Origin of the sequence: Streptomyces sp. NPDC087215, from assembly GCF_044744885.1 — a bacterium.
In the GTDB taxonomy this organism is placed as follows: Bacteria; Actinomycetota; Actinomycetes; order Streptomycetales; family Streptomycetaceae; genus Streptomyces.
Genome location: NZ_JBIUZD010000001.1, coordinates 193,456 through 210,413 on the forward strand (window position 1 = coordinate 193,456; position 16,958 = coordinate 210,413).

Annotated in this window: 15 protein-coding genes; 6 read left to right on the top strand and 9 right to left on the bottom strand. The window is 74.2% G+C overall.

Going from position 1 to position 16,958, the window contains the following annotated elements; all coding sequences use genetic code 11:
- Positions 1-212: 212 nt before the first annotated feature.
- From ACIO92_RS00810 to ACIO92_RS00820, 3 genes are all read right to left on the bottom strand, one after another.
- The gene (locus tag ACIO92_RS00810; RefSeq protein WP_366440800.1) at positions 213-803 is read right to left on the bottom strand and encodes a lytic polysaccharide monooxygenase auxiliary activity family 9 protein; all 591 of its coding nucleotides are present in this window, start codon (positions 801-803) and stop codon (positions 213-215) included.
- A gap of 390 nt (positions 804-1,193) precedes the next feature.
- Entirely contained in the window at positions 1,194-1,475 is a 282-nt protein-coding gene (locus ACIO92_RS00815; protein WP_366440799.1) for a hypothetical protein, read from the bottom strand.
- A gap of 325 nt (positions 1,476-1,800) precedes the next feature.
- Complete coding sequence (locus ACIO92_RS00820) at positions 1,801-2,991, bottom strand: cytochrome P450 (protein ID WP_366440798.1); 1,191 nt, start codon at positions 2,989-2,991, stop codon at positions 1,801-1,803.
- 336 nt (positions 2,992-3,327) lie between these two features.
- On the opposite strand from ACIO92_RS00820, the gene ACIO92_RS00825 reads away from it, so the two are divergent.
- The gene (locus ACIO92_RS00825) at positions 3,328-4,467 is read left to right on the top strand and encodes a cytochrome P450 (protein ID WP_366440797.1); all 1,140 of its coding nucleotides are present in this window, start codon (positions 3,328-3,330) and stop codon (positions 4,465-4,467) included.
- A gap of 175 nt (positions 4,468-4,642) precedes the next feature.
- Here ACIO92_RS00825 and opcA read toward each other — a convergent pair whose 3' ends face one another.
- Together opcA and ACIO92_RS00835 are read right to left on the bottom strand one after the other, a co-directional pair.
- Positions 4,643-5,554: a glucose-6-phosphate dehydrogenase assembly protein OpcA gene (gene opcA, locus ACIO92_RS00830; protein ID WP_366440796.1), complete on the bottom strand. Its 912-nt coding sequence runs from the start codon at positions 5,552-5,554 to the stop codon at positions 4,643-4,645.
- 90 nt (positions 5,555-5,644) lie between these two features.
- Complete coding sequence (locus ACIO92_RS00835) at positions 5,645-6,196, bottom strand: DoxX family membrane protein (protein WP_366440795.1); 552 nt, start codon at positions 6,194-6,196, stop codon at positions 5,645-5,647.
- 197 nt (positions 6,197-6,393) lie between these two features.
- Between ACIO92_RS00835 and ACIO92_RS00840 the strand changes: the two genes are divergently transcribed.
- The 3 genes from ACIO92_RS00840 to ACIO92_RS00850 all read left to right on the top strand — a co-directional run bounded on the left by ACIO92_RS00840 (position 6,394) and on the right by ACIO92_RS00850 (position 8,733).
- Complete coding sequence (locus tag ACIO92_RS00840; RefSeq protein WP_402280589.1) at positions 6,394-7,512, top strand: hypothetical protein; 1,119 nt, start codon at positions 6,394-6,396, stop codon at positions 7,510-7,512.
- A complete protein-coding gene (locus tag ACIO92_RS00845; protein ID WP_366440793.1) occupies positions 7,496-8,098 on the top strand; it encodes an HdeD family acid-resistance protein in 603 nt (200 codons plus the stop codon). The genes ACIO92_RS00840 and ACIO92_RS00845 overlap by 17 nt, the downstream gene beginning before the upstream one ends.
- Positions 8,099-8,310: 212 nt before the next feature.
- Positions 8,311-8,733 (top strand): DUF350 domain-containing protein, encoded by a 423-nt coding sequence (locus ACIO92_RS00850; RefSeq protein WP_366440792.1) that lies wholly within the window; start codon positions 8,311-8,313, stop codon positions 8,731-8,733.
- A 64-nt stretch (positions 8,734-8,797) separates the two neighbouring features.
- Here the strand turns inward: ACIO92_RS00850 and ACIO92_RS00855 are convergent, their stop codons facing one another.
- On the bottom strand, positions 8,798-9,277 hold the full coding sequence (locus ACIO92_RS00855) for a hypothetical protein (protein WP_366440791.1): 480 nt from the start codon (positions 9,275-9,277) through the stop codon (positions 8,798-8,800).
- Positions 9,274-10,710 (bottom strand): WGR domain-containing protein, encoded by a 1,437-nt coding sequence (locus tag ACIO92_RS00860; RefSeq protein ID WP_401236127.1) that lies wholly within the window; start codon positions 10,708-10,710, stop codon positions 9,274-9,276. The genes ACIO92_RS00855 and ACIO92_RS00860 overlap by 4 nt, the downstream gene beginning before the upstream one ends.
- 176 nt (positions 10,711-10,886) lie before the next feature.
- Here ACIO92_RS00860 and ACIO92_RS00865 point away from each other — a divergent pair, with 176 nt between their 5' ends.
- Both ACIO92_RS00865 and ACIO92_RS00870 read left to right on the top strand, forming a co-directional pair.
- Positions 10,887-12,107, top strand: a complete 1,221-nt coding sequence (locus ACIO92_RS00865; protein WP_401236129.1) for an SPFH domain-containing protein — start codon at positions 10,887-10,889, stop codon at positions 12,105-12,107.
- Complete coding sequence (locus ACIO92_RS00870; protein ID WP_402280586.1) at positions 12,104-13,093, top strand: M23 family metallopeptidase; 990 nt, start codon at positions 12,104-12,106, stop codon at positions 13,091-13,093. Before ACIO92_RS00865 ends, ACIO92_RS00870 begins: the two co-directional genes overlap by 4 nt.
- Before the next feature lie 67 nt (positions 13,094-13,160).
- Here the strand turns inward: ACIO92_RS00870 and ACIO92_RS00875 are convergent, their stop codons facing one another.
- Together ACIO92_RS00875 and xylB are read right to left on the bottom strand one after the other, a co-directional pair.
- The gene (locus tag ACIO92_RS00875) at positions 13,161-14,363 is read right to left on the bottom strand and encodes an ROK family protein (RefSeq protein ID WP_401236133.1); all 1,203 of its coding nucleotides are present in this window, start codon (positions 14,361-14,363) and stop codon (positions 13,161-13,163) included.
- A gap of 487 nt (positions 14,364-14,850) precedes the next feature.
- Entirely contained in the window at positions 14,851-16,329 is a 1,479-nt protein-coding gene (gene xylB / locus ACIO92_RS00880; RefSeq protein WP_401236135.1) for a xylulokinase, read from the bottom strand.
- Positions 16,330-16,958: the final 629 nt, after the last annotated feature.

Below are 16,958 nucleotides of genomic sequence, written 5' to 3' on the forward strand. Positions count from 1 at the left end.
GTCCGCCGGACACGGGGATGACCATGGCCGAGAACAGCGGTAGCCGCTGACCACTGCTCACGCCTTGGTCACGGCCGAGCCTCACGGGACTCCGCTCCCGGGCGCCGGCGTGCCGTTCCGGGTGCGGGGAGAAGGGGCGTCCGCGCGCGGAGGCCCCGGGCCGGTGGCCGGCCCGGGGCCCGCGTGTGGTGTTCACGCGGCACGAAGACGCGTCAGAAGCGCACGTCGGAGCAGGCGTAGAAGGCGTTGTCGGTGTCGGCGACGGTCCAGACGCCGAGGATCAGGTGGCGGCCGGTCTTCTGGGGAAGGACGCCGGTGTGCGTGACCGTGGCGCCGGGCTGACGTCCGCCGAAGGGGACCGTGAGGAACGGCTGCGGGTCCAGGTCCGCCCTGGTCAGCGGCTTGGTGGGGTCCCAGCCGTTCTTGGTGATGTAGTAGCGGAAGTCGGTGGTGGCGTGACGGGCGCTGATCCGCCAGAGGAAGGTGTGGTTCTGGCCCGCGGTCAGGCTGGTGGCGGGCCAGTTCCCGCCGCGCGGGTCGTCCAGTTCGGAGAAGCGCCCGATGCCGCCGGAGCAGATGCGGCCGTCGGCGGGACCGCGCGAGGGGAATCCCTTGAGACCCTCCACGCTCGGGGGCTCCCACTGGATCTGTCCGCAGTTGCGGACGGTTCCGTTGCCGCACAGTTGCTGGCGGCTGACGGGCGAGTCGGTGTAGCCGTGGCCCTGGGCGGTGCCGCTGGTGGCGAGCAGGGTGGATCCGGCGATGCCGAGGCCCAGGAGTAACGAGGTGAGCTTCTTGCGCATGATGGCTCCCGTGGTCCGAGGTGCGGGTGGGGGCGGGCGCGCGCCTCGGACGTACTGCCGGTGGAACAGTGGGGACGGAACGGCAGCACGGAACAACCGGAAGGCACGCGTCCGACGCGGTCTAGACCAAGTTCGAGACTAGTCCCGACGATTGGGCATGTCCATACCAATGGCGGATCGTCAGGAGTGGCTGGAAGAAGGCGGGTCGGGGGATTCGGACCCGCGCGTGTCGTGGCCCCGGCGCCCCGGGCCGATGAAGTCCGGGCGGCCACACCCGCCGGTGTCCCGGGACGGGGAGAGCGACACGCCTTCCGGCGGCCCGCCCCGGGCCCGGAGAGAGCGACGGTGCTTTCCCCGCACGGGCGGCAGGCGCGGTGGCCTCGGGGGCACTCACTCGCCGGTGGCCTCCAGGAGGCGGCGGGTTCGGGCGCTGGCCCCGGTGAGGACCAGGGGGACGTGGAGGCTCGCGCACAGGCGCCGGGTGCGGGCGAGGGCGCTGAGGGTGGCGGGCGTGGGGTCGGCGCCGGGGAGGGCGAGGACCACCCGGACGGGCCGGTGCGCCTGCACCAGCGTCTGGATCTGGAGGGCGGCGGCGGCCCTGGTGGTGACGTCGAGCTCATGGTGGAGGGTCACGTACAGGACGTGGTGCCGCAGGACGTGGCCGATGAGCATGAGGTCCCTCCGCACGGGGCGACGGCGGCCCACGGCTCGGCGAGAGGGTGGGCGGTTCGTCCGAGGATGGCACGCGGAGGGAGCGGTCGCCGGTCTCGCGGCGCCGTCCGCGCGGGTGCTTCGCCCGTACGGGAGGGAGTCGTGGCGGACGGGCGATGTCACCCGTGCGCGGAGGGCTCTTCGGGATCCTGGGCGCGCCGGGGACGGAAGGGGCCGGAGCCCGAGACGTGCAGCCGACTCGGGCTCCGGCGGGTGCACGCGTGTCGTGCACGGGCGCGTCGGCCGCCGGGGCGGGCGCGCGCTCACTGGTTTCAGTGCCAGTACTTCATGGTCGTACCTCCTCCCCCGTGTCGGGACGCAGCGTCACCTCGAAGCGGTCGAGACCGCGCAGGGTCAGATTGCGCCGGCGTTCGGGTTCCGCGACCGCCCGTGCGTCCGGGAAGTCCCTGGCCAGGGCCCCGAGGACCGATCCGGTGAGCCGGATCGCCATGGACGCGCCCAGACAGGCATGGGCCCCGCGGCCGAACCCGAGGTGCGGGTTCGGAGCGCGGTCGAGTCGCAGTTCGGCGGGGTGGTCGAAGCGGAGCGGGTCGTGATGGGCCGCGCCCAGGAAGAGCGTGACCGGATCACCCGCCCGCAGGGTGACGCCCCCGAGTTCGGTGTCGGTGACGCAGACCCGGGCGTCCGCCTGGACCGGCGCGTCGTACCGGATGAGTTCGTCGACGGCCGTCGACGGGCTGTCCCGGAACGCGGCGAGCGCGCCGGGGGTGGTGAGGAGGGCCGCGGCGGCGTTGCCGAGGAGCCGGGAGGCGGATTCGTAACCCGCGTGCAGGACGGCCCGCAGACTGTTGCGAAGAACCGTTTCTGCAACTCCGCTGCCCGGCGCGTTCTCCGCCACGTGGGCGATGAGGCCGTCCTTGGGCGGATCGGCGAGCCAGCCACCCGCGTACTCGGCCAGCCTGGCGCGGGCGGCGACGGCCGGTTCGTGCTTTTCCGGCCACAGCCCCGCGTCCATGCCGTCCACGACGGTACGGGACATGGGCACGAACCAGTCGAGCCCGGGGGCCGGTACGCCGAGGAACGCGGTGACGAACCGGAGCGCGACCGGTTCGGCCAGTTCCCCGACGAAATCGAAGGAAGGACGCCCGGCGAGCTCGGCGAGGAGGTCGGCGATCCAGCGGTCCAGTTCCTCGTGGAGCGCGGCGCGGTCCTGGGCGCGGAAGCCGTCGAGCAGCAGATGCCGGATGGCGGTGTGCTCCGGCGGATCGAGCGTCTGGACGCTGAGGAGCGGAGCGGGGACGTCCTCCCCGGCACGGCGCCAGTCGGAGGCGAAACGGTTGCTGTCGGTGAGCACCGCGAGGCAGTCGGCGTGCCGGGTGAGCACCCAGGAACCGAGCAGTTCATGCCACAGGACGGGGGTGGCCTCGCGCATCGAGGCATAGGCGGGGTAGGGGTTCCGCAGGTTCGCCGGACTGGCCAGATCCAAGATCGGGTCCACGGCTGCCGCTTGCTCCACGAATCGTCTCCTCCCGCGCACAGTGCCTGGTTGAGGCCTTGAATGCTTCTGAGTCGAGCGGTGCGGAACGTCGGCCGCCGGTGGGCGGAACGTCCCGCTGACACGACACCGGTGGTTCGCCGGTGCTTCATCCGTACATCATTCGAGCCGAGCGCCGGTGACGCTACCACGCAACTGGGGTGGCTGGTATGACTACCTGCCAGAGATCTTTCACAAAGCTGCGGGGAGTTACGGAAGATGACCGGTCAAGACCAGACAATCATTCACGATGTCCCGGTAAACGTCGCTCAACAGCCCAACCCGTACCCGCTCTTCGAGCGCATCCGTGAGCACGGGGTGGTTCAGCGCGTACGGCTGAATCCCACCCTTGAGGTCTGGATGGTCACGGGGTACGACGAGGCCGTGGCGGCGCTCACCGACCCCCGGCTCAGCAGCAGTCCCGTGGGGGTCAACGGACTTGAGGAGGAGATGGCCCACCAGGCGCGCACCAACGTCCTGATGGCCAGTATGCTCGTCGGTGACGGGGAGGATCACACCCGGCTGCGCAACCTGGTGTCGAAGGCGTTCACCGCCCGCCGGGTGGAGCAGTTCGCACCCCGCGTGCAGGCCCACACCGATGCCTTCCTCGACACCTTCGCGGCACGCGGCAGCGCCGATCTGGTCTCCGAGTTCGCCCTGCCGCTGCCCATGGCCGTACTGAGCGAGCTCATCGGCATCCCGGCCGAGGGACAGCCCGACTTCGCCCGGCTCGCCGTCGGCCTGATCATGCCGCCCAACACCCCCGAGCGGCTCGCCAAGGGAGCGCGGGCGCGCGCCGAACTCACCGAGTTCTTCGAGCCGTTGATCGCACAGCGCAAGGCCGATCCGAAGGACGACCTGCTGAGCGCGCTGTGCGCGGCGCAGGCCGAAGAGCGGATCAGCGACCGTGAACTGACGGCCATGACGATCCTGTTGACGCTGGCCGGGCACGAGACGACGGCGAGCCTCATCGCCAACGGCGTCCACGCCCTGCTGCGCCACCCCGACCAGTTCGCCGCGCTCCGCGACGACCCCTCGCTGCTGCCGGGGGCGATCGAGGAACTGCTGCGCTTCGAGGGTCCGGTGAGCCGTGGCGTCGCCCGGTTCACCGTGGACGCGTACGAGATCGGCGGGGTCACGGTCCCGCCGGGCGAGATGATCATCATCGGGCTCGCGGCGGCCAACCGCGATCCCGGACGTTACGACCGTCCCGACATCCTCGACGTGGCACGCCGCGAGATGCCGCAACAACTGGCTTTCGGCCATGGTGTGCATTTCTGTCTGGGTGCGCCGCTCGCCCGCGCGGAGGCCCGGATCGCCCTCGGCTCGCTGCTGCGGCGCTTCCCCGATCTCCGGCTCGCCGACCCGGACGCGGACCTGAGCCGCCGCGAGGGCATCCTGCGCGGGATGGCGACGCTGCCGGTGGTGTTCACGCCCGAGGGGGCGTCCGGGAAGTAGGGACGACCGCGCCAACCGCACCCGGCGGGCCTTCCCCGGGTGCGGTCCCCGTCGGCTCCTCCCCGGGTTCCGTGCCCGAGCGGGAGCTTCCCCCGGTCTCCTCTGGCCGGTCCCCGGCGCGTCACGGGGCCGGTCGGGCCCGCGGTACGGGTCGGAGTCCGGGGGCGGCGGCAGGTCAGGCGTGGCCGCGCAGGGCCGCCGCGTAGGCCTCGTCGGGATCGAGGCGGCGCAGTTCCTCGGCGATCAGCTCGGCGGTGGTCCGCACCTTGAGGGCGAGGACCCGGGCGGGCTGGCCGGGGATCACGAGCCGGGCGACCGGCCCCTCGGGACGGTCGATGCGGATCTCGCCGTCCGCGGTGCCCATGCGGACGGCCGTGACGACGGGACCGCCGGTGACGATCCGCTCGACGGGGACGCGGAGCCGGACCTCGAACCAGCGGGCCAGGAGTTCGGCGCTGGGGTTCTCCGCCTCGCTCTCGACGGCGGCGGAGGTGACGGCCAGCGGCGCCTGGTCGAGCGCGGCGGCCAGCATCGAACGCCAGGGGGTGAGCCGGGTCCAGGCGAGGTCCGTGTCGCCGGGGGCGTACGAGACGGCGCGCCGTTCCAGGGCGGCGATGGGGTCCTCGACCGCGTACATGTCGGTGATGCGCCGCTGGGCGAGGGAGCCGAGCGGGTCCCGCGACGGCACGTCGGGGGCGTCGACGGGCCACCAGACGACGACGGGCGCGTCCGGCAGCAGCAGCGGGAGGACGACGGAGTCGGCGCGGCTGCCGAGTTCGCCGTGCAGCCGGAGCAGGACCGTCTCGCCCGATCCGGCGTCGGTGCCGAGGCGGACCTCGGCGTCGAGCCGGGTCTCGTGCCGCTCGCGGGGCGTGCGGGCGTGCCGTTTGATGACGACGAGGGTGCGGGAGGGATGCTCCCGGGAGGCGTCGTTGGCGGCCTTGACCGCGTCGTAGGCGTTCTCCTCGTCCGTGACGACGACCAGCGTGAGCACGGCCCCGACGGCGGGGGTGCCGACGGCCCTGCGTCCCTGCAGGATCGCCTTGTTGATCTTGCTGGAGTTGGTGTCCGTCAGATCGATCTTCATGCGCGGCGGCCGTCCCTTCCTCTGCGGCGAGCCTAACGCTCCGGCGCGGCGGGCGCGTGCGGACCCCCGGCACCGGCGCGGGTCCGGGCGTCACACGGGTTCGGGCGCGGGCTCGGGGCCGGGCCCGGGGTCCTCCCCGGCGGAACGGTCGGCGCGGCGGCCGACCACGGCGGCGACGGCGAGCGCGCTGCCGACGAAGGCGACCGCGACGATCCACGGGCGGTCGAGGACGTGTCCGGTGGCGTGGTCGAGGGAGTGACGCCCGGCGCCCGTGACACCGATCGCGGCGGCGACGAATCCGAGGAAGGCCGGGTACTCGTAGCCGCCGCCCTGCGCGAAGAACCCGGCCGGGGCGTGGACGGCGACGGCTCCGGCCATGGCTCCGGCCGCCGCCGCTCCGGCGGCGGGGGTGGCGAGACCGAGGGCCAGGAGGGCGCCGCCGCCCGCCTCGCCGAGCCCCGCCGCGACCGCGCTCTCGCGGCCCGGATGGAAGCCCATGGCCTCCATGGCCCGTGTGGTCCCCTCCAGACCGCCCCCGCCGAACCAGCCGAAGAGCTTCTGGGTGCCGTGCGCGGCGAGCACGGCACCGGTACCGACCCGCAGGACGAGCAGTCCGAGATCGCGTCGATTGGGGTGGCCCATGGGTTTCTCCAGGTGCGGGAGGCGGACGCGTACGCCGTCCACTGTCCCCTCCACGGCCGCGCCCCGCCGCCCCGCGGCCGGTCCGTTGCTCCGTACGAGTCACCTTTTGCGGCAGTTGTCCCCGAGTGCTTGGGTGAGAGGGCCGTAGCCGTCGTGGAGCGTCGCCCGCACGACGGACCCGAGGGAAGTGGGTACGCATGACCGCCGAGTCCGGCCGGACCGCAGCCCCGCGCGAGAAGGTGCGGACGCTGACGCCCCGGGCCGAGCGGGACCTGACCGAGCTGGTGCCGATGCGTTCCGTCGCCGACCCGCGCCGCTCCCCGCCGGAGGGGTGCGCGCGGAGCGCCGACTTCCTCGTAAGGGCCTTCACCGGAGCGCGGCTCCGGGACATGCGGCGGGTGCCCGCCCCGGACGGCACGGACGCCGTCCTCGGGCACGCGCCGGGGCCCGAGGGAGCGCCCACTGTGCTCCCGTACCGCCACTACGGCGGGCGGCCTCCGCCGGACGAGGACGCCCGGCGCACCCCGTCGTTCGAGCCGACCGGACGCGACGGGCGCCGGTACGGGCTGGGCGCCGCCGACCGCGAGGGCGCCATCGCCATGCACCTCACGGCGCCGGGCGGTCCGGGCGGCCGGGGCTTCCCCGCGCGCCCGGGTACGGGCTCGGTGGCCGAGGGACTGTGGGAACGGCCCGCCGTCACCGTGCCCGGCATCGACCGCCCGCCCGTGGTGGGCCCCTCGGCCGCCGTGCAGGCACGGGGCCGGGCCGAGGTCAAGGCCGGGGCCGAGGTCAGGGGCAGGGGCAGGGGCAGCCTGCGTGTCCCGCCCGGCGTCGGCGCCGACGCCGACGAGGCCCGGCGCGCCCTGGCCGACCATCTGGTCTCCGCCGCTCCGTGGGACGCGCGGGTGGAGGGGGAGCCGGAGGGCTTCGGCCGGTCGTTCCGGGCCCGCACCGGCGGTCCCGCCCACCGTGCCGTACGCCTCGCGGCGGCGCCGCTCCGCGAGGCGTACGGCACGGACACGGTCCAGTCGGGGCAGGACGGTCCGATCTCCCTGTACGAAGTGCTGGCCCGGCGCTTCCCCGGCGCCGAGGCCGCGTTGATCGGCGTCGAGGAACCCGGCTGTCCGATCCACGCGCCGAACGAGAGCGTCGGCCCCCGGAGAGGGAGCGCGTGGCACTGGCCGAGGCGCTCTCCTCAGCACGTGCGCGACGCCGCTCTGACCGTACGTGCCCCGCCCCGGCCTGCTCCGCCCCGGTCCCTCGGCCGACCGTTCCACTCCACGAAAGGACGCGAACCCCATGACACAGACCCATGACGACCCCCGGCGCGAGGACGTGCCGCCCGGCCCCCTCGGTATGCTCGCGGGCGCCGCCTGGCAGGCACTGCTGATCGCCGGGCTCGCGTCCCTGGTCCTCGGCGTCCTGGTGCTGGTGTGGCCCGGCGCCACCCTGGTGGTGGCCGGTGTGCTCTTCGGCCTCTACCTGCTGTTCAGCGGTGTGATGCAACTGGTCGCCGCCTTCGGTACCCACGTCAGTACGGCGCTGCGGGTGATGGCCTTCATCAGCGGCGCCCTGTCGATCCTGCTGGGCCTGCTCTGCTTCCGGGGCGCGACCCAGTCGATCCTGCTGCTCGCGCTCTGGATCGGGATCGGCTGGCTGTTCCGTGGCATCACGCAGACCGTGGCCGCGGGCTCCGATCCCGCGATGCCCGCGCGCGGCTGGCAGGTCTTCCTCGGCGTGGTGAACGCGCTCGCGGGTGTCGTGCTCATCGTGTCGCCGCTGGAGTCGGCGGCGGTCCTGACGCTCCTCGGCGGTATCTGGCTGATCGTCGTCGGCGCGGTCGAGATCGCCACCGCCGTCCGGGTCCGCTCGCGGGCCAAGCACCTGCCGACGGGCGCCTGAACCCTTCGGGCCACCGGGCTCCCCGCCCTCCGAGGCCCCCGTCTCCCTCCGCTCCCCGTCCTCCGTGGTTCTCCTTCCCCCGCTCCACTCCCCGTCCGCCGTCCGTCCGTTCTCCGGGCGGACGGCGGTGGCTTTGACGCGTGCGCTACATTTTGCCGGTCCTTGAACCACCCGATCCCCCGTGATCGTGACCTTCCGGAGCCGGCAATCCCATGAGCGACATCGTCAACGGTCTCGGCCGGGCCGGCGCGTACGGCGCCCTCGGCGTGGTCCTGCTGATCCTCGGCATCGTGCTCGTGGACCTGCTGACCCCGGGGAAGCTCGGGCGCCAGATCTGGGAGGACCGCAACCGCAACGCCGCGATCCTGCTCAGTTCGGCGCTCCTCGGGATCGGCGGCATCGTCTTCACCTCGATCTGGACCACGTACGACCACTTCGGCAAGGGGCTCGTCTCCACCGCGGCGTTCGGACTGCTCGGTCTGGTGATGATGGCGCTGGCCTTCCTGGTCGTGGACCTGGTCACCCCCGGGAAGCTGGGCGCGACCCTGGTGGACCCGGAGCCGCATCCGGCGGTCTGGGTGACGGCCTCCTGCAACCTCGCGGTCTCCGCGATCGTGTCGGCCTCGATCGCCTGACGGACCGTCCGGCAGCCGTCCTGCGGGCGGGGCCGCGACCGGGACTGCGGCCGTGCGGCGGCCGTCAGCCGCCCGTGGGCTCCACCTCCAGGAAGCGGCGTCCGCGCGGCCCCCGGTAGAGCAGGGCCTCCCAGCCGAGCCGGGCGAGGACGGGCACGCACGCGCCCAGCGCCTCAGCCTCGGACCGTGCGGCGCCCTCGCCGGGCGGCCCCAGCCACTCCACGACGACCGCCTCCGGCCGGTCGGCCGCCCGGACCCGGTAGCCGGTGCCCGTCCGCTCCCCCGAGGCGTCCACCGACGAGGGCACGATCCCGCCGGACTCCAGAGCAAGGGCCACCGCGCGGACCGGACGGCGCCGCTCCCAGTCGGCGGGCACCGCCTTCGGGTCGGCGCCCCCGGAGCCGGTCAGCCGTCTGATCTGGAGCAGCCCGTCGAGGGCCACCCGTACCTCCCGCGAACGCTGTTCGGCATCGGCGGGGGCCACCGGCGGCCCGTCCCCGGTGGCCGCCTCGAACCCGCCGCCGCCCTCGGGAGCGGCGGTCACAGCAGCCGCCGGATGTCACCGCGCACGCGGTAGAAGCCACCCGCCGCCGCGTGCAGGGAGTCGACCACGTACCGCGCGCCGGGCTCCCTGATCGCGCGCGGGAACTGCACGTTCCACCCGGAGTCGTAGCCCTGCGAGACGACCCGCACCCGGGTCCTGCCCGCCTCGCTGAAGCACTCCACGACCACCGATCCTGCCGGGGCGTCACTGACGGCGGCCACGGCGGTGACGGTCGTGGCGGGCTCGTAGACGGGGAGCGCGGCGGCCAGTTTGACGTCCCGGGCGACCGGGACCGTACCGCTCTTGGCCGCTTCGATCGCCGCCTCGCTCGCGTCCACGCACACCAGCGAGCCGTCCGTGGTCACCAGGTAGAGGCGCTCGTCGCGGTACTGCATCGAGAGCGCCGAACCGCCGCCGGTGCCCAGCTTCCACAGCCGTGTGCCGTCCTCCGCGAAGCAGTAGACGGAGGAGGCGGCGTCGGCGGCGAACACGAACCGTCCGCCGGGCGAGGTGGCGCAGGAGTACACCGGTCCGTCGCAGGAGTACACCGCCTCGACGCGCCCGTCCTTCTTCGCGAGCCGCTGGACCTTCCGGCGCGCGGTGCCCGCGTAGACCGAGGTGTCCTCCTGCCAGCCGAAGAGGACCCCGCCGTCGGTGGCCGTGTGCCACAGCTCGCCGCCGCCGTCCGGCGCGTGCGCGGCGACGCCCCGCGTGTCCCCGTAGTACACGGCGCCGCCGTCGGCGCGGACCATCCAGGCGTGCTCGCCCTGGCCGCCGCGCGCCCACTGGTGCTCGTCCTCGTGGTCGATGACGGTGAGCCGTCCCGAACGGTCGGCCACGTGCAGGACGCCCTCGTGGATGTCGAGCCAGAAGATGTCGACGTCGGTGGCGATGTCGTACGCGGCGAAGGGCAGCTTGGACGACAGGTCGTAGACCTTGCCGTCGTCACAGCCCGCGTAGATCCAGAAGTCGTCGGCGACCAGGCACTTGACGCCGTCCGGGAGGCTGAAGCGGGCCTGCACCTCGCCGGAGCGGTCGAGCGTGAAGACGTCCCCCGCCTGATTGCCCACCCAGCAGCGCTCCTCGTCGACATGGATGCCGAAGGCGGCCGAACCGGTCCGGAAGCGCCAGAGGACGGGGGCGACGGCCCGCGCGGTGGACGGCGCGGAGGTGACCTCACGGCGCGTCACGGCCCGCGCGGCCCGCTGTCCCCTGACCGCGGGGGCGTATCCCTTGCGGACCTTCTCCCCTATCTTCTTCGCGGCCGCCGCCTGGGCCTTGGCCGCCGTGGGGAACGTGGAGCGCTGGGTCTGTCCGTCCGCGCCGATCCGGCCGTAACGGACCGACACCGTGAGGTTCTCGACGGTCACTTCGTAGAACTTGTGGGCACCGCCGCCGTCCTGCGACAGCTCCAGATAGGTCGTCGTCGTCATGGTGAGAACGGTAGGGGCACCCACTGACAACAGCCCTTCGTGAGGTCATGGCCAAGGGACCAAAGGCCCGGCGATTCGGGACCTTCGGCGCGGCAATCCGGACATTCAACCCTGTGACGATGGTCCTTGAAGATCATCCGACGTGCCGTCACCTCCCGTGCGGCCGGAAGGGCCTCATGAGCGAGCCACTGAAGCGGCCCCTGCCGGTCCGCGCGCGCAGACACGCCGACGGCATACCGATGAACGACCTCTTCCGGTCGGATTCCGTCCCCGTCCGGCCCGCGTCCGCCCGGCCGGACGCCGACGGCACGACCACCGGGAACACGACGGCGCGGCGCCCGGAGGTCCGGAGCGCGACGGCCGTCGGCGGGACCCCGGTCGGCGGGACACCGGTCGGCAGGGCTCCGGTGGGCAGGGCTCCGGCCGGAACGGCGCACGCCGCGGGGAGGACGACCACGGGGCCGCCCACCACCGGTACCCCCGGCATCGCCGCCTCCCTCCCCCGCCGTCCACCGCCGGGCGACCCCGACCTCGTGGAGCGGCCCGGACCCGCCCTCCCCGGCTGGGTGGCCGTCCTCACCGGTCTGACCGCGCTGACCGGCGCCGCCGCCGCGCTGTGGCGGGCCCGCCCGCTGCCCCACGTCCAACTGCCGCTCTGGCAGTGGGCGGCCCTCGCCGCCTGCGCCGTCGTCGCCGTCGTCTCCTTCGGCGGCCTCACCCGGGGCCGTACCGGATCCGCGTGGGTGCTCTCGCTGTTCGGCCGCTACCGGGGCAGTGTGCGCCGCACCGGGCTCGCCTGGATCAGCCCCTTCGTCCTGCGCCGCCGTGTCGACGTCCGGCTGCGGCACTGGCGCAGCGAACCGATCGCCGTGGTCGACGCCGAGGGCTCGGCCCTGCGCGTGGTCGTCCTGGTCGTCTGGACCGTGCGGGACACCGCCCGCGCGCTGCTCGCCGTCGACGACCACCTCGGCTATCTGCGCGAGCAGGTGGAGGCGGCGACCGCCCGGGTCCTCTCCCAGCTGCCCGCGGACGCCTTCCGGGGCGAGACGCCGACCCTGCGGGACGCCGAGGCGGTCGGCGACGCGCTGACCCGGATGCTGGCGGCCGAGTGCCGCCCGGTCGGCATCGCCGTCTTCTCCGCCCAGCCGACCCGGATCGAGTACGCCCCCGAGGTCGCCGCCGCCATGCGACGGCGGCAGATCGCCGCCCTGGACGCCAAGCACCGGGACTCGGTGCTCACCGGGGTCATCGACGCCGTGGACGACACGGTGACGCGGCTGACCACCCGGGGGCTCGTGGAGCTCGACGACTTCGAACGCCAGGCCCTGGTCAAGGACCTGACCGTGGCCTTCTACACCCGCAGTGGCGGGCGGACCGACCCCGACCAGGAGGGATGAGGATCGTGGACACTCCCGCGTTCACCGAGGAGACGCTCCCGGACTGCGGCTGCGCGGGCTGCGCGTCCGCCCGCCGCTCGACGGCGGACGGACGCGCGGCACCGGCCCTGCACGGGGTCCGCCGCGCCGTCGTCGTGACCGTGGGCGCGGTCGCGCTCGCCGGTGCGGGCACCGGCACGGCCGCCGCCGAACCCGCTCCCGCGCACGCCGGATGGGACGGTTCGAAGTACTGGTTCCGCAACGAGTCCGGCGCATGGCGCTGGACCAGCCACGCCGAGGTGTACGAGCGGAGGAGCGGCGCCTTCGTGACAGCCGTCCCGGGCGCGCGGAGGACCGGCGAGCCGGTGTTCCGGGGGCGCCAGGGCTGGGACGCCGTGGACCGCGTCTACTGGTACCAGTCGCGCGGCCACTGGTACTGGACGGGTCACGCCTGGAAGTACGAGCAGCGGACGGGTCTGCCGGGCGGCATCGCGGGGCCTTCGCAGTCGCCGAAGCCCGACAAGCCCTCGAAGCCCTCGAAGCCCTCGAAGCCCGCCAAGCCGAAGCCTCCGAAGGCCCCGACGCCGCCCACCGCTTCCTCCCGTGGCTGGACGACGCCGGTCTCCTCGTACGTCTTCACCGGCCAGTACGGCCAGCGAGGCTCCTGGTCGAAGGGCTATCACACGGGTCAGGACTTCGCGGTGCCGTCGGGCACGACGGTCCGCTCGGTCGGCCCCGGCCGGGTGGTCACCGCCGGGTACGGGCGTTCGTACGGCTACGAGGTGGTCGTCCGTCACCCGGACGGCCGCTACAGCCAGTACGCCCATCTGTCCCGTATCGACGTGACGCCCGGCCAGAGCGTGTCCGGCGGCCAGCGGATCGCGCTCTCCGGCGCGACCGGCCGGGTGACCGGCCCCCATCTGCACTTCGAGGTGCGGACCTCTCCGTCCTTCGGCTCGGACGTCAGCCCGCTGGCCTATCTGCGCGGGCACGGCGTGCGGGTGTAGACGGTCCGCCGCCTGTACGGGGGTGCCTCCCTACAAGGGGTGCCTCCGGTACAGCGGCGCCTCCCGGTCAGGCGCCCGAGGGCTTCGCGTGGGCCAGCGGATCGGCCAGGACGTCGTGGAGGACGAGGGAGGCCGCGCCCCGGGAGGCGTCGGTGGCGGGTGAGGCGGGGCGCAGACGGCCGGACTCCGGGGTCCAGAGGCCGGAGACGACGCGGGAGGACAGCTCCTCCGTCAGGGCCGGTACCAGCCAGGGCATCAGCTGCGGGTAGATGCCGCCGAGGACGACCGCCTCCGGGTCGAGCAGGTTGACCGCGCCCGACAGGGCCCGGCCGAGCATCCGGCCCGCGTCGGCGAGCGCGGTCAGCGTCCGGCCCTCCCCGGCGCGGGCGCGGTCCGTCAGGTCCTGGACGCCGTGCGCGCCCGCCGCCGCGAGGAGCGCCGCCTGTCCGGCGTACTGCTCCAGGCAGCCGCGCGAGCCGCAGCGGCAGCGGGGGCCGGCCGCGTCCACGGCGAGATGGCCGATCTCGCCCGCGAAGCCGTGGGCGCCGCGCAGGAGTTCGCCGTGGACGACGATCGCCCCGCCGACGCCGATCTCGCCCGTGAGGTGCAGGAAGGTGCGGAGGGCGCCGGACCACAGCTCGGCGAGGGCCGCCATGTTGGCCTCGTTGTCGGAGGTCAGCGCGAGTCCTTCGGCGGTCGGGCGCAGCGCGGTGAGGGCCTCGCCGAAGAGGCGTTCGGCGGGGACGTCGTACCAGCCGAGGTTGGGGGCCTGCCGGACGGTGCCGCCGGACACGAGTCCCGGGAGGGCGAGTCCGGCGCCCGCCGGGGTGAGGTGGCGTTCGGCGGCCGTGTCGAGCGCCTCGGCGGCGAGCCGGGCGGCGCGGGTGAGGACTTCGGGGGCGTCGGCGGCACGGTTGTCGAGGCGCGCGGTGCGGCGGACGCGGTCCGTGCCGGTCAGGTCGACGACGCGGACGGTGACGTAGTCGACGTTGATCTCGACGCCGAGTCCGGCGGGCCCGGTGTCGGCCGGTTTGAGGACGGTGCCCGGCCGTCCGGCCTGCCCGCTGAACGTCTTGCCCGATTCCACGAGCAGTCCGAGGTCGAGGAGTTGCTCGACGAGGGAGGAGACGGCGGGCCGGGTGAGGCCGACCCGGGCGGCGACGGCCGCGCGCGTGGTCTCGCCCGCGTCATGGACGGTCCGCAGGACGAGGCTCAGGTTGTGCCTGCGCACTCCCGACTTGTCGGCCTTGGGTTCCGTGGGCTGATTCATGGTGAGCGAGAGCCTAGTCGCCCCTTTCGCTCACTTGAAACGACCGGGATCGGGGGCCGGGTGGGGCCGGGAAAGAGGGCTGCGCGGGGTGGGGACACGGCCGACCCGGCGGCGCCGGGGTGGGCTGCGAGGTGGAAGCGCGGCGGGGCCGGGCGAGGTCGCTGAGGTGCTCGGCGGCGGCCAGGGCGGCGATCGGGGGGGAGGCGGAGTCGAGGGCGGTTACGGGTACGGGTACAGGTACGGCTGAGGAACACGGCGGGCGGTGCTGGGGGGTGCTGCTCCGGCTGGGCCGAGGAGCGTGATCGAACATGGCCGGGTCAGGCTGCGTCGGGGGGCGGTGATCCGGCAGGGCCGAGGGCCGCGACTGCGCGGGCTGAGGGCAGCGGTCGGGACCGGGCCCGAACGTGACGGGCCGAGGGCGGGCCGGTCCGGGAGCAGCCGGTCCGGGGGCGCCGGTCCGGGGGCAGGCCGGTCCGGGGGCAGGCCGTCATCTCGTCTCCCCGCCCGTCAGCAAGGTCGGCGCGGCGGCCGAGAGGACGTCCTCGACGCGGTTCCAGGTCGTCTCGTCCCGGGGGACCGGGGGGAGTTCCCGGCCCGAGCCCGTGCCCCAGTCGCGCGCCAGCGCCACCGGGTCGGCGCCCGTCACCGCGCCCGCCGCGAGGGCCGCCGCGCCGAGGGCGACGAGCTCGTCGGCGGCGGGGACGAGCAGGGGGCGGCCGGAGAGGCGGCGCACGGTCTCGGTCCAGGCGCGTCCGCGCGCGCCGCCCCCGACCAGACGCAGCGGCCTGTCCCGTACGGCGGGATCGGCCGGATCGAGGCCACAGGCCACGAGGAGCCGGTCGAGGGCGCGCAGCACGGTGAAGGCGGCGCCCTCGTACGCGGCGCCGAGGACAGCCCGGGGGTCCGTGGTGTGCCGGAGGCCGGTGACGAGCCCTGCGGCATGGGGCAGGTCGGGGGTGCGTTCTCCGTCGAGGTACGGCAGGACGACGACCCCGCTGCTCGCGCCGGGCAGGACATCCTCCCGTTCGAGGCCGAGGAGGGCCGCGAACCGGTCGACCGCCAGGGTGCAGTTGAGGGTGCAGCCGAGCGGGAGGTACGTGCCGTCGGTGGCGGCGAATCCGGCGAGCGCGGGGTCGGCCGGGCGGGCGCGGGTCGCGGCGAAGACCGTGCCCGAGGTGCCCAGGCTGACGACCGGGTGGTCCAGGAGTCCACCGGCACCGAGCCCGAGGCCGACGGCGGCGGCCATGTTGTCGCCGGTCCCGGCGGCGACGGCGACGGTGGTGGGCAGTCCGAGGGCCTCGGCGGCGGCCGGGGCGAGGGTGCCGACACGGGTGGCTCCGCCGGGGGCGACGGCGGGCAGCAGGGTCGGGTCGAGGCCGATCAGGTCGAGGACTTCGGGGTCGTACCGGCCGTCGCCGGTCCGGTACCAGCAGGTTCCCGACGCGTCTCCGGGATCGGTCACGGCCTGGCCGGTGAGGCGTTCGGTGAGGAAGTCGTGCGGGAGGCGTACGGCGGTGGCGGCGGCCGCGTGGCGGGGTTCGTGCTCGCGCAGCCACTGCCACTTGGCGGCGGTCATGGAGGCGGCGGGGACCGATCCGGTGCGCTCCGGCCAGGCCGTGGGGCCACCGAGCAGGGCGGCGAGCGCGGCGCCCTGCGGGGCGGAACGGGTGTCGTTCCACAGCAGCGCGGGGCGCAGGGGGCGCCCGCCGGGGCCGAGGGTGACGAGCCCGTGCTGCTGTCCCGCGACGGCGATGCCGGTGACGGAGGCGGCCGGGACTCCCGCCGTGCGGACGGCGGCGCGGACGGCGGCGCCGAGGGCCGTCCACCACTGCTCGGGGTCGCTCTCGCGCGCGCCGGAGGTACCGGTGACGGTGTGCGGGGCGCGGCCGAGGGCGAGGAGTTCGCCCGTCTCGGCGTCCACTGCGGCGGCCTTGGTGGACTGCGTGGAGCTGTCGACCCCGATCACGACGGATCGGGCACCGGAGCGGGCGGGCTCGGCAGGTCGCCCGGCGGATCGTCCGGTGGACACGGCGGATCGGGCCGTGGACTCCCCGGAGCGAGCGGTGGATCCGACGGCCCGAGCGGTGAGCGCGTCCACCCGGCCGATGGGCTCTTCGGACGGGTCCGTGGACCCGACTGCCCGACCGATGGGTGCGTCGGACCGGTCGGCAGACGTGTCTCGGGGAGTGGTCGGGGCGCCGGAGTGACGGGTGGGAGCAGCCGCGCCACGGATCGGCATGTCGATGCCACTGGTCGGCGCATCGCGGCGACCGATGGACGTTCCGGCACGGCCGGTCGGCGCTCCGGGGCGGCTTTCGGGCGTGTCGGTGCGACCGTTCGGCACGCCGGAGTGGCCCATGGGCATGTCGTTACGGCTCTTCGGCACCCCGGAACGGTCCATGGGCACGTCAGCGCGCCCCTTCGCCGCGCCGGAAAGATCCGTGGGCGCGCAAGCACGGCCGATGGGCGTGTCGGAGCGATCAGCGGGCACGTCCTCACCTCTTCTCGTCTCCGGAACTCCGGGACTCCGGGACTCCGGAACTCCGGAACTCCGGAACTCCGGAACTCCGGAACTCCGGGACCCCGGTGACTTCT

Coding starts and splice junctions, on each gene's coding strand:
- ACIO92_RS00810 (WP_366440800.1), bottom strand. CDS start 803: ATGCGCAAGAAGCTCACCTCGTTACTCCTGGGCCTCGGCATCGCCGGA.
- ACIO92_RS00815 (WP_366440799.1), bottom strand. CDS start 1,475: ATGCTCATCGGCCACGTCCTGCGGCACCACGTCCTGTACGTGACCCTC.
- opcA (WP_366440796.1), bottom strand. CDS start 5,554: ATGAAGATCGATCTGACGGACACCAACTCCAGCAAGATCAACAAGGCG.
- ACIO92_RS00835 (WP_366440795.1), bottom strand. CDS start 6,196: ATGGGCCACCCCAATCGACGCGATCTCGGACTGCTCGTCCTGCGGGTC.
- ACIO92_RS00840 (WP_402280589.1), top strand. CDS start 6,394: ATGACCGCCGAGTCCGGCCGGACCGCAGCCCCGCGCGAGAAGGTGCGG.
- ACIO92_RS00845 (WP_366440793.1), top strand. CDS start 7,496: ATGACACAGACCCATGACGACCCCCGGCGCGAGGACGTGCCGCCCGGC.
- ACIO92_RS00850 (WP_366440792.1), top strand. CDS start 8,311: ATGAGCGACATCGTCAACGGTCTCGGCCGGGCCGGCGCGTACGGCGCC.
- ACIO92_RS00860 (WP_401236127.1), bottom strand. CDS start 10,710: ATGACGACGACGACCTATCTGGAGCTGTCGCAGGACGGCGGCGGTGCC.
- ACIO92_RS00865 (WP_401236129.1), top strand. CDS start 10,887: ATGAGCGAGCCACTGAAGCGGCCCCTGCCGGTCCGCGCGCGCAGACAC.
- ACIO92_RS00870 (WP_402280586.1), top strand. CDS start 12,104: ATGAGGATCGTGGACACTCCCGCGTTCACCGAGGAGACGCTCCCGGAC.
- ACIO92_RS00875 (WP_401236133.1), bottom strand. CDS start 14,363: ATGAATCAGCCCACGGAACCCAAGGCCGACAAGTCGGGAGTGCGCAGG.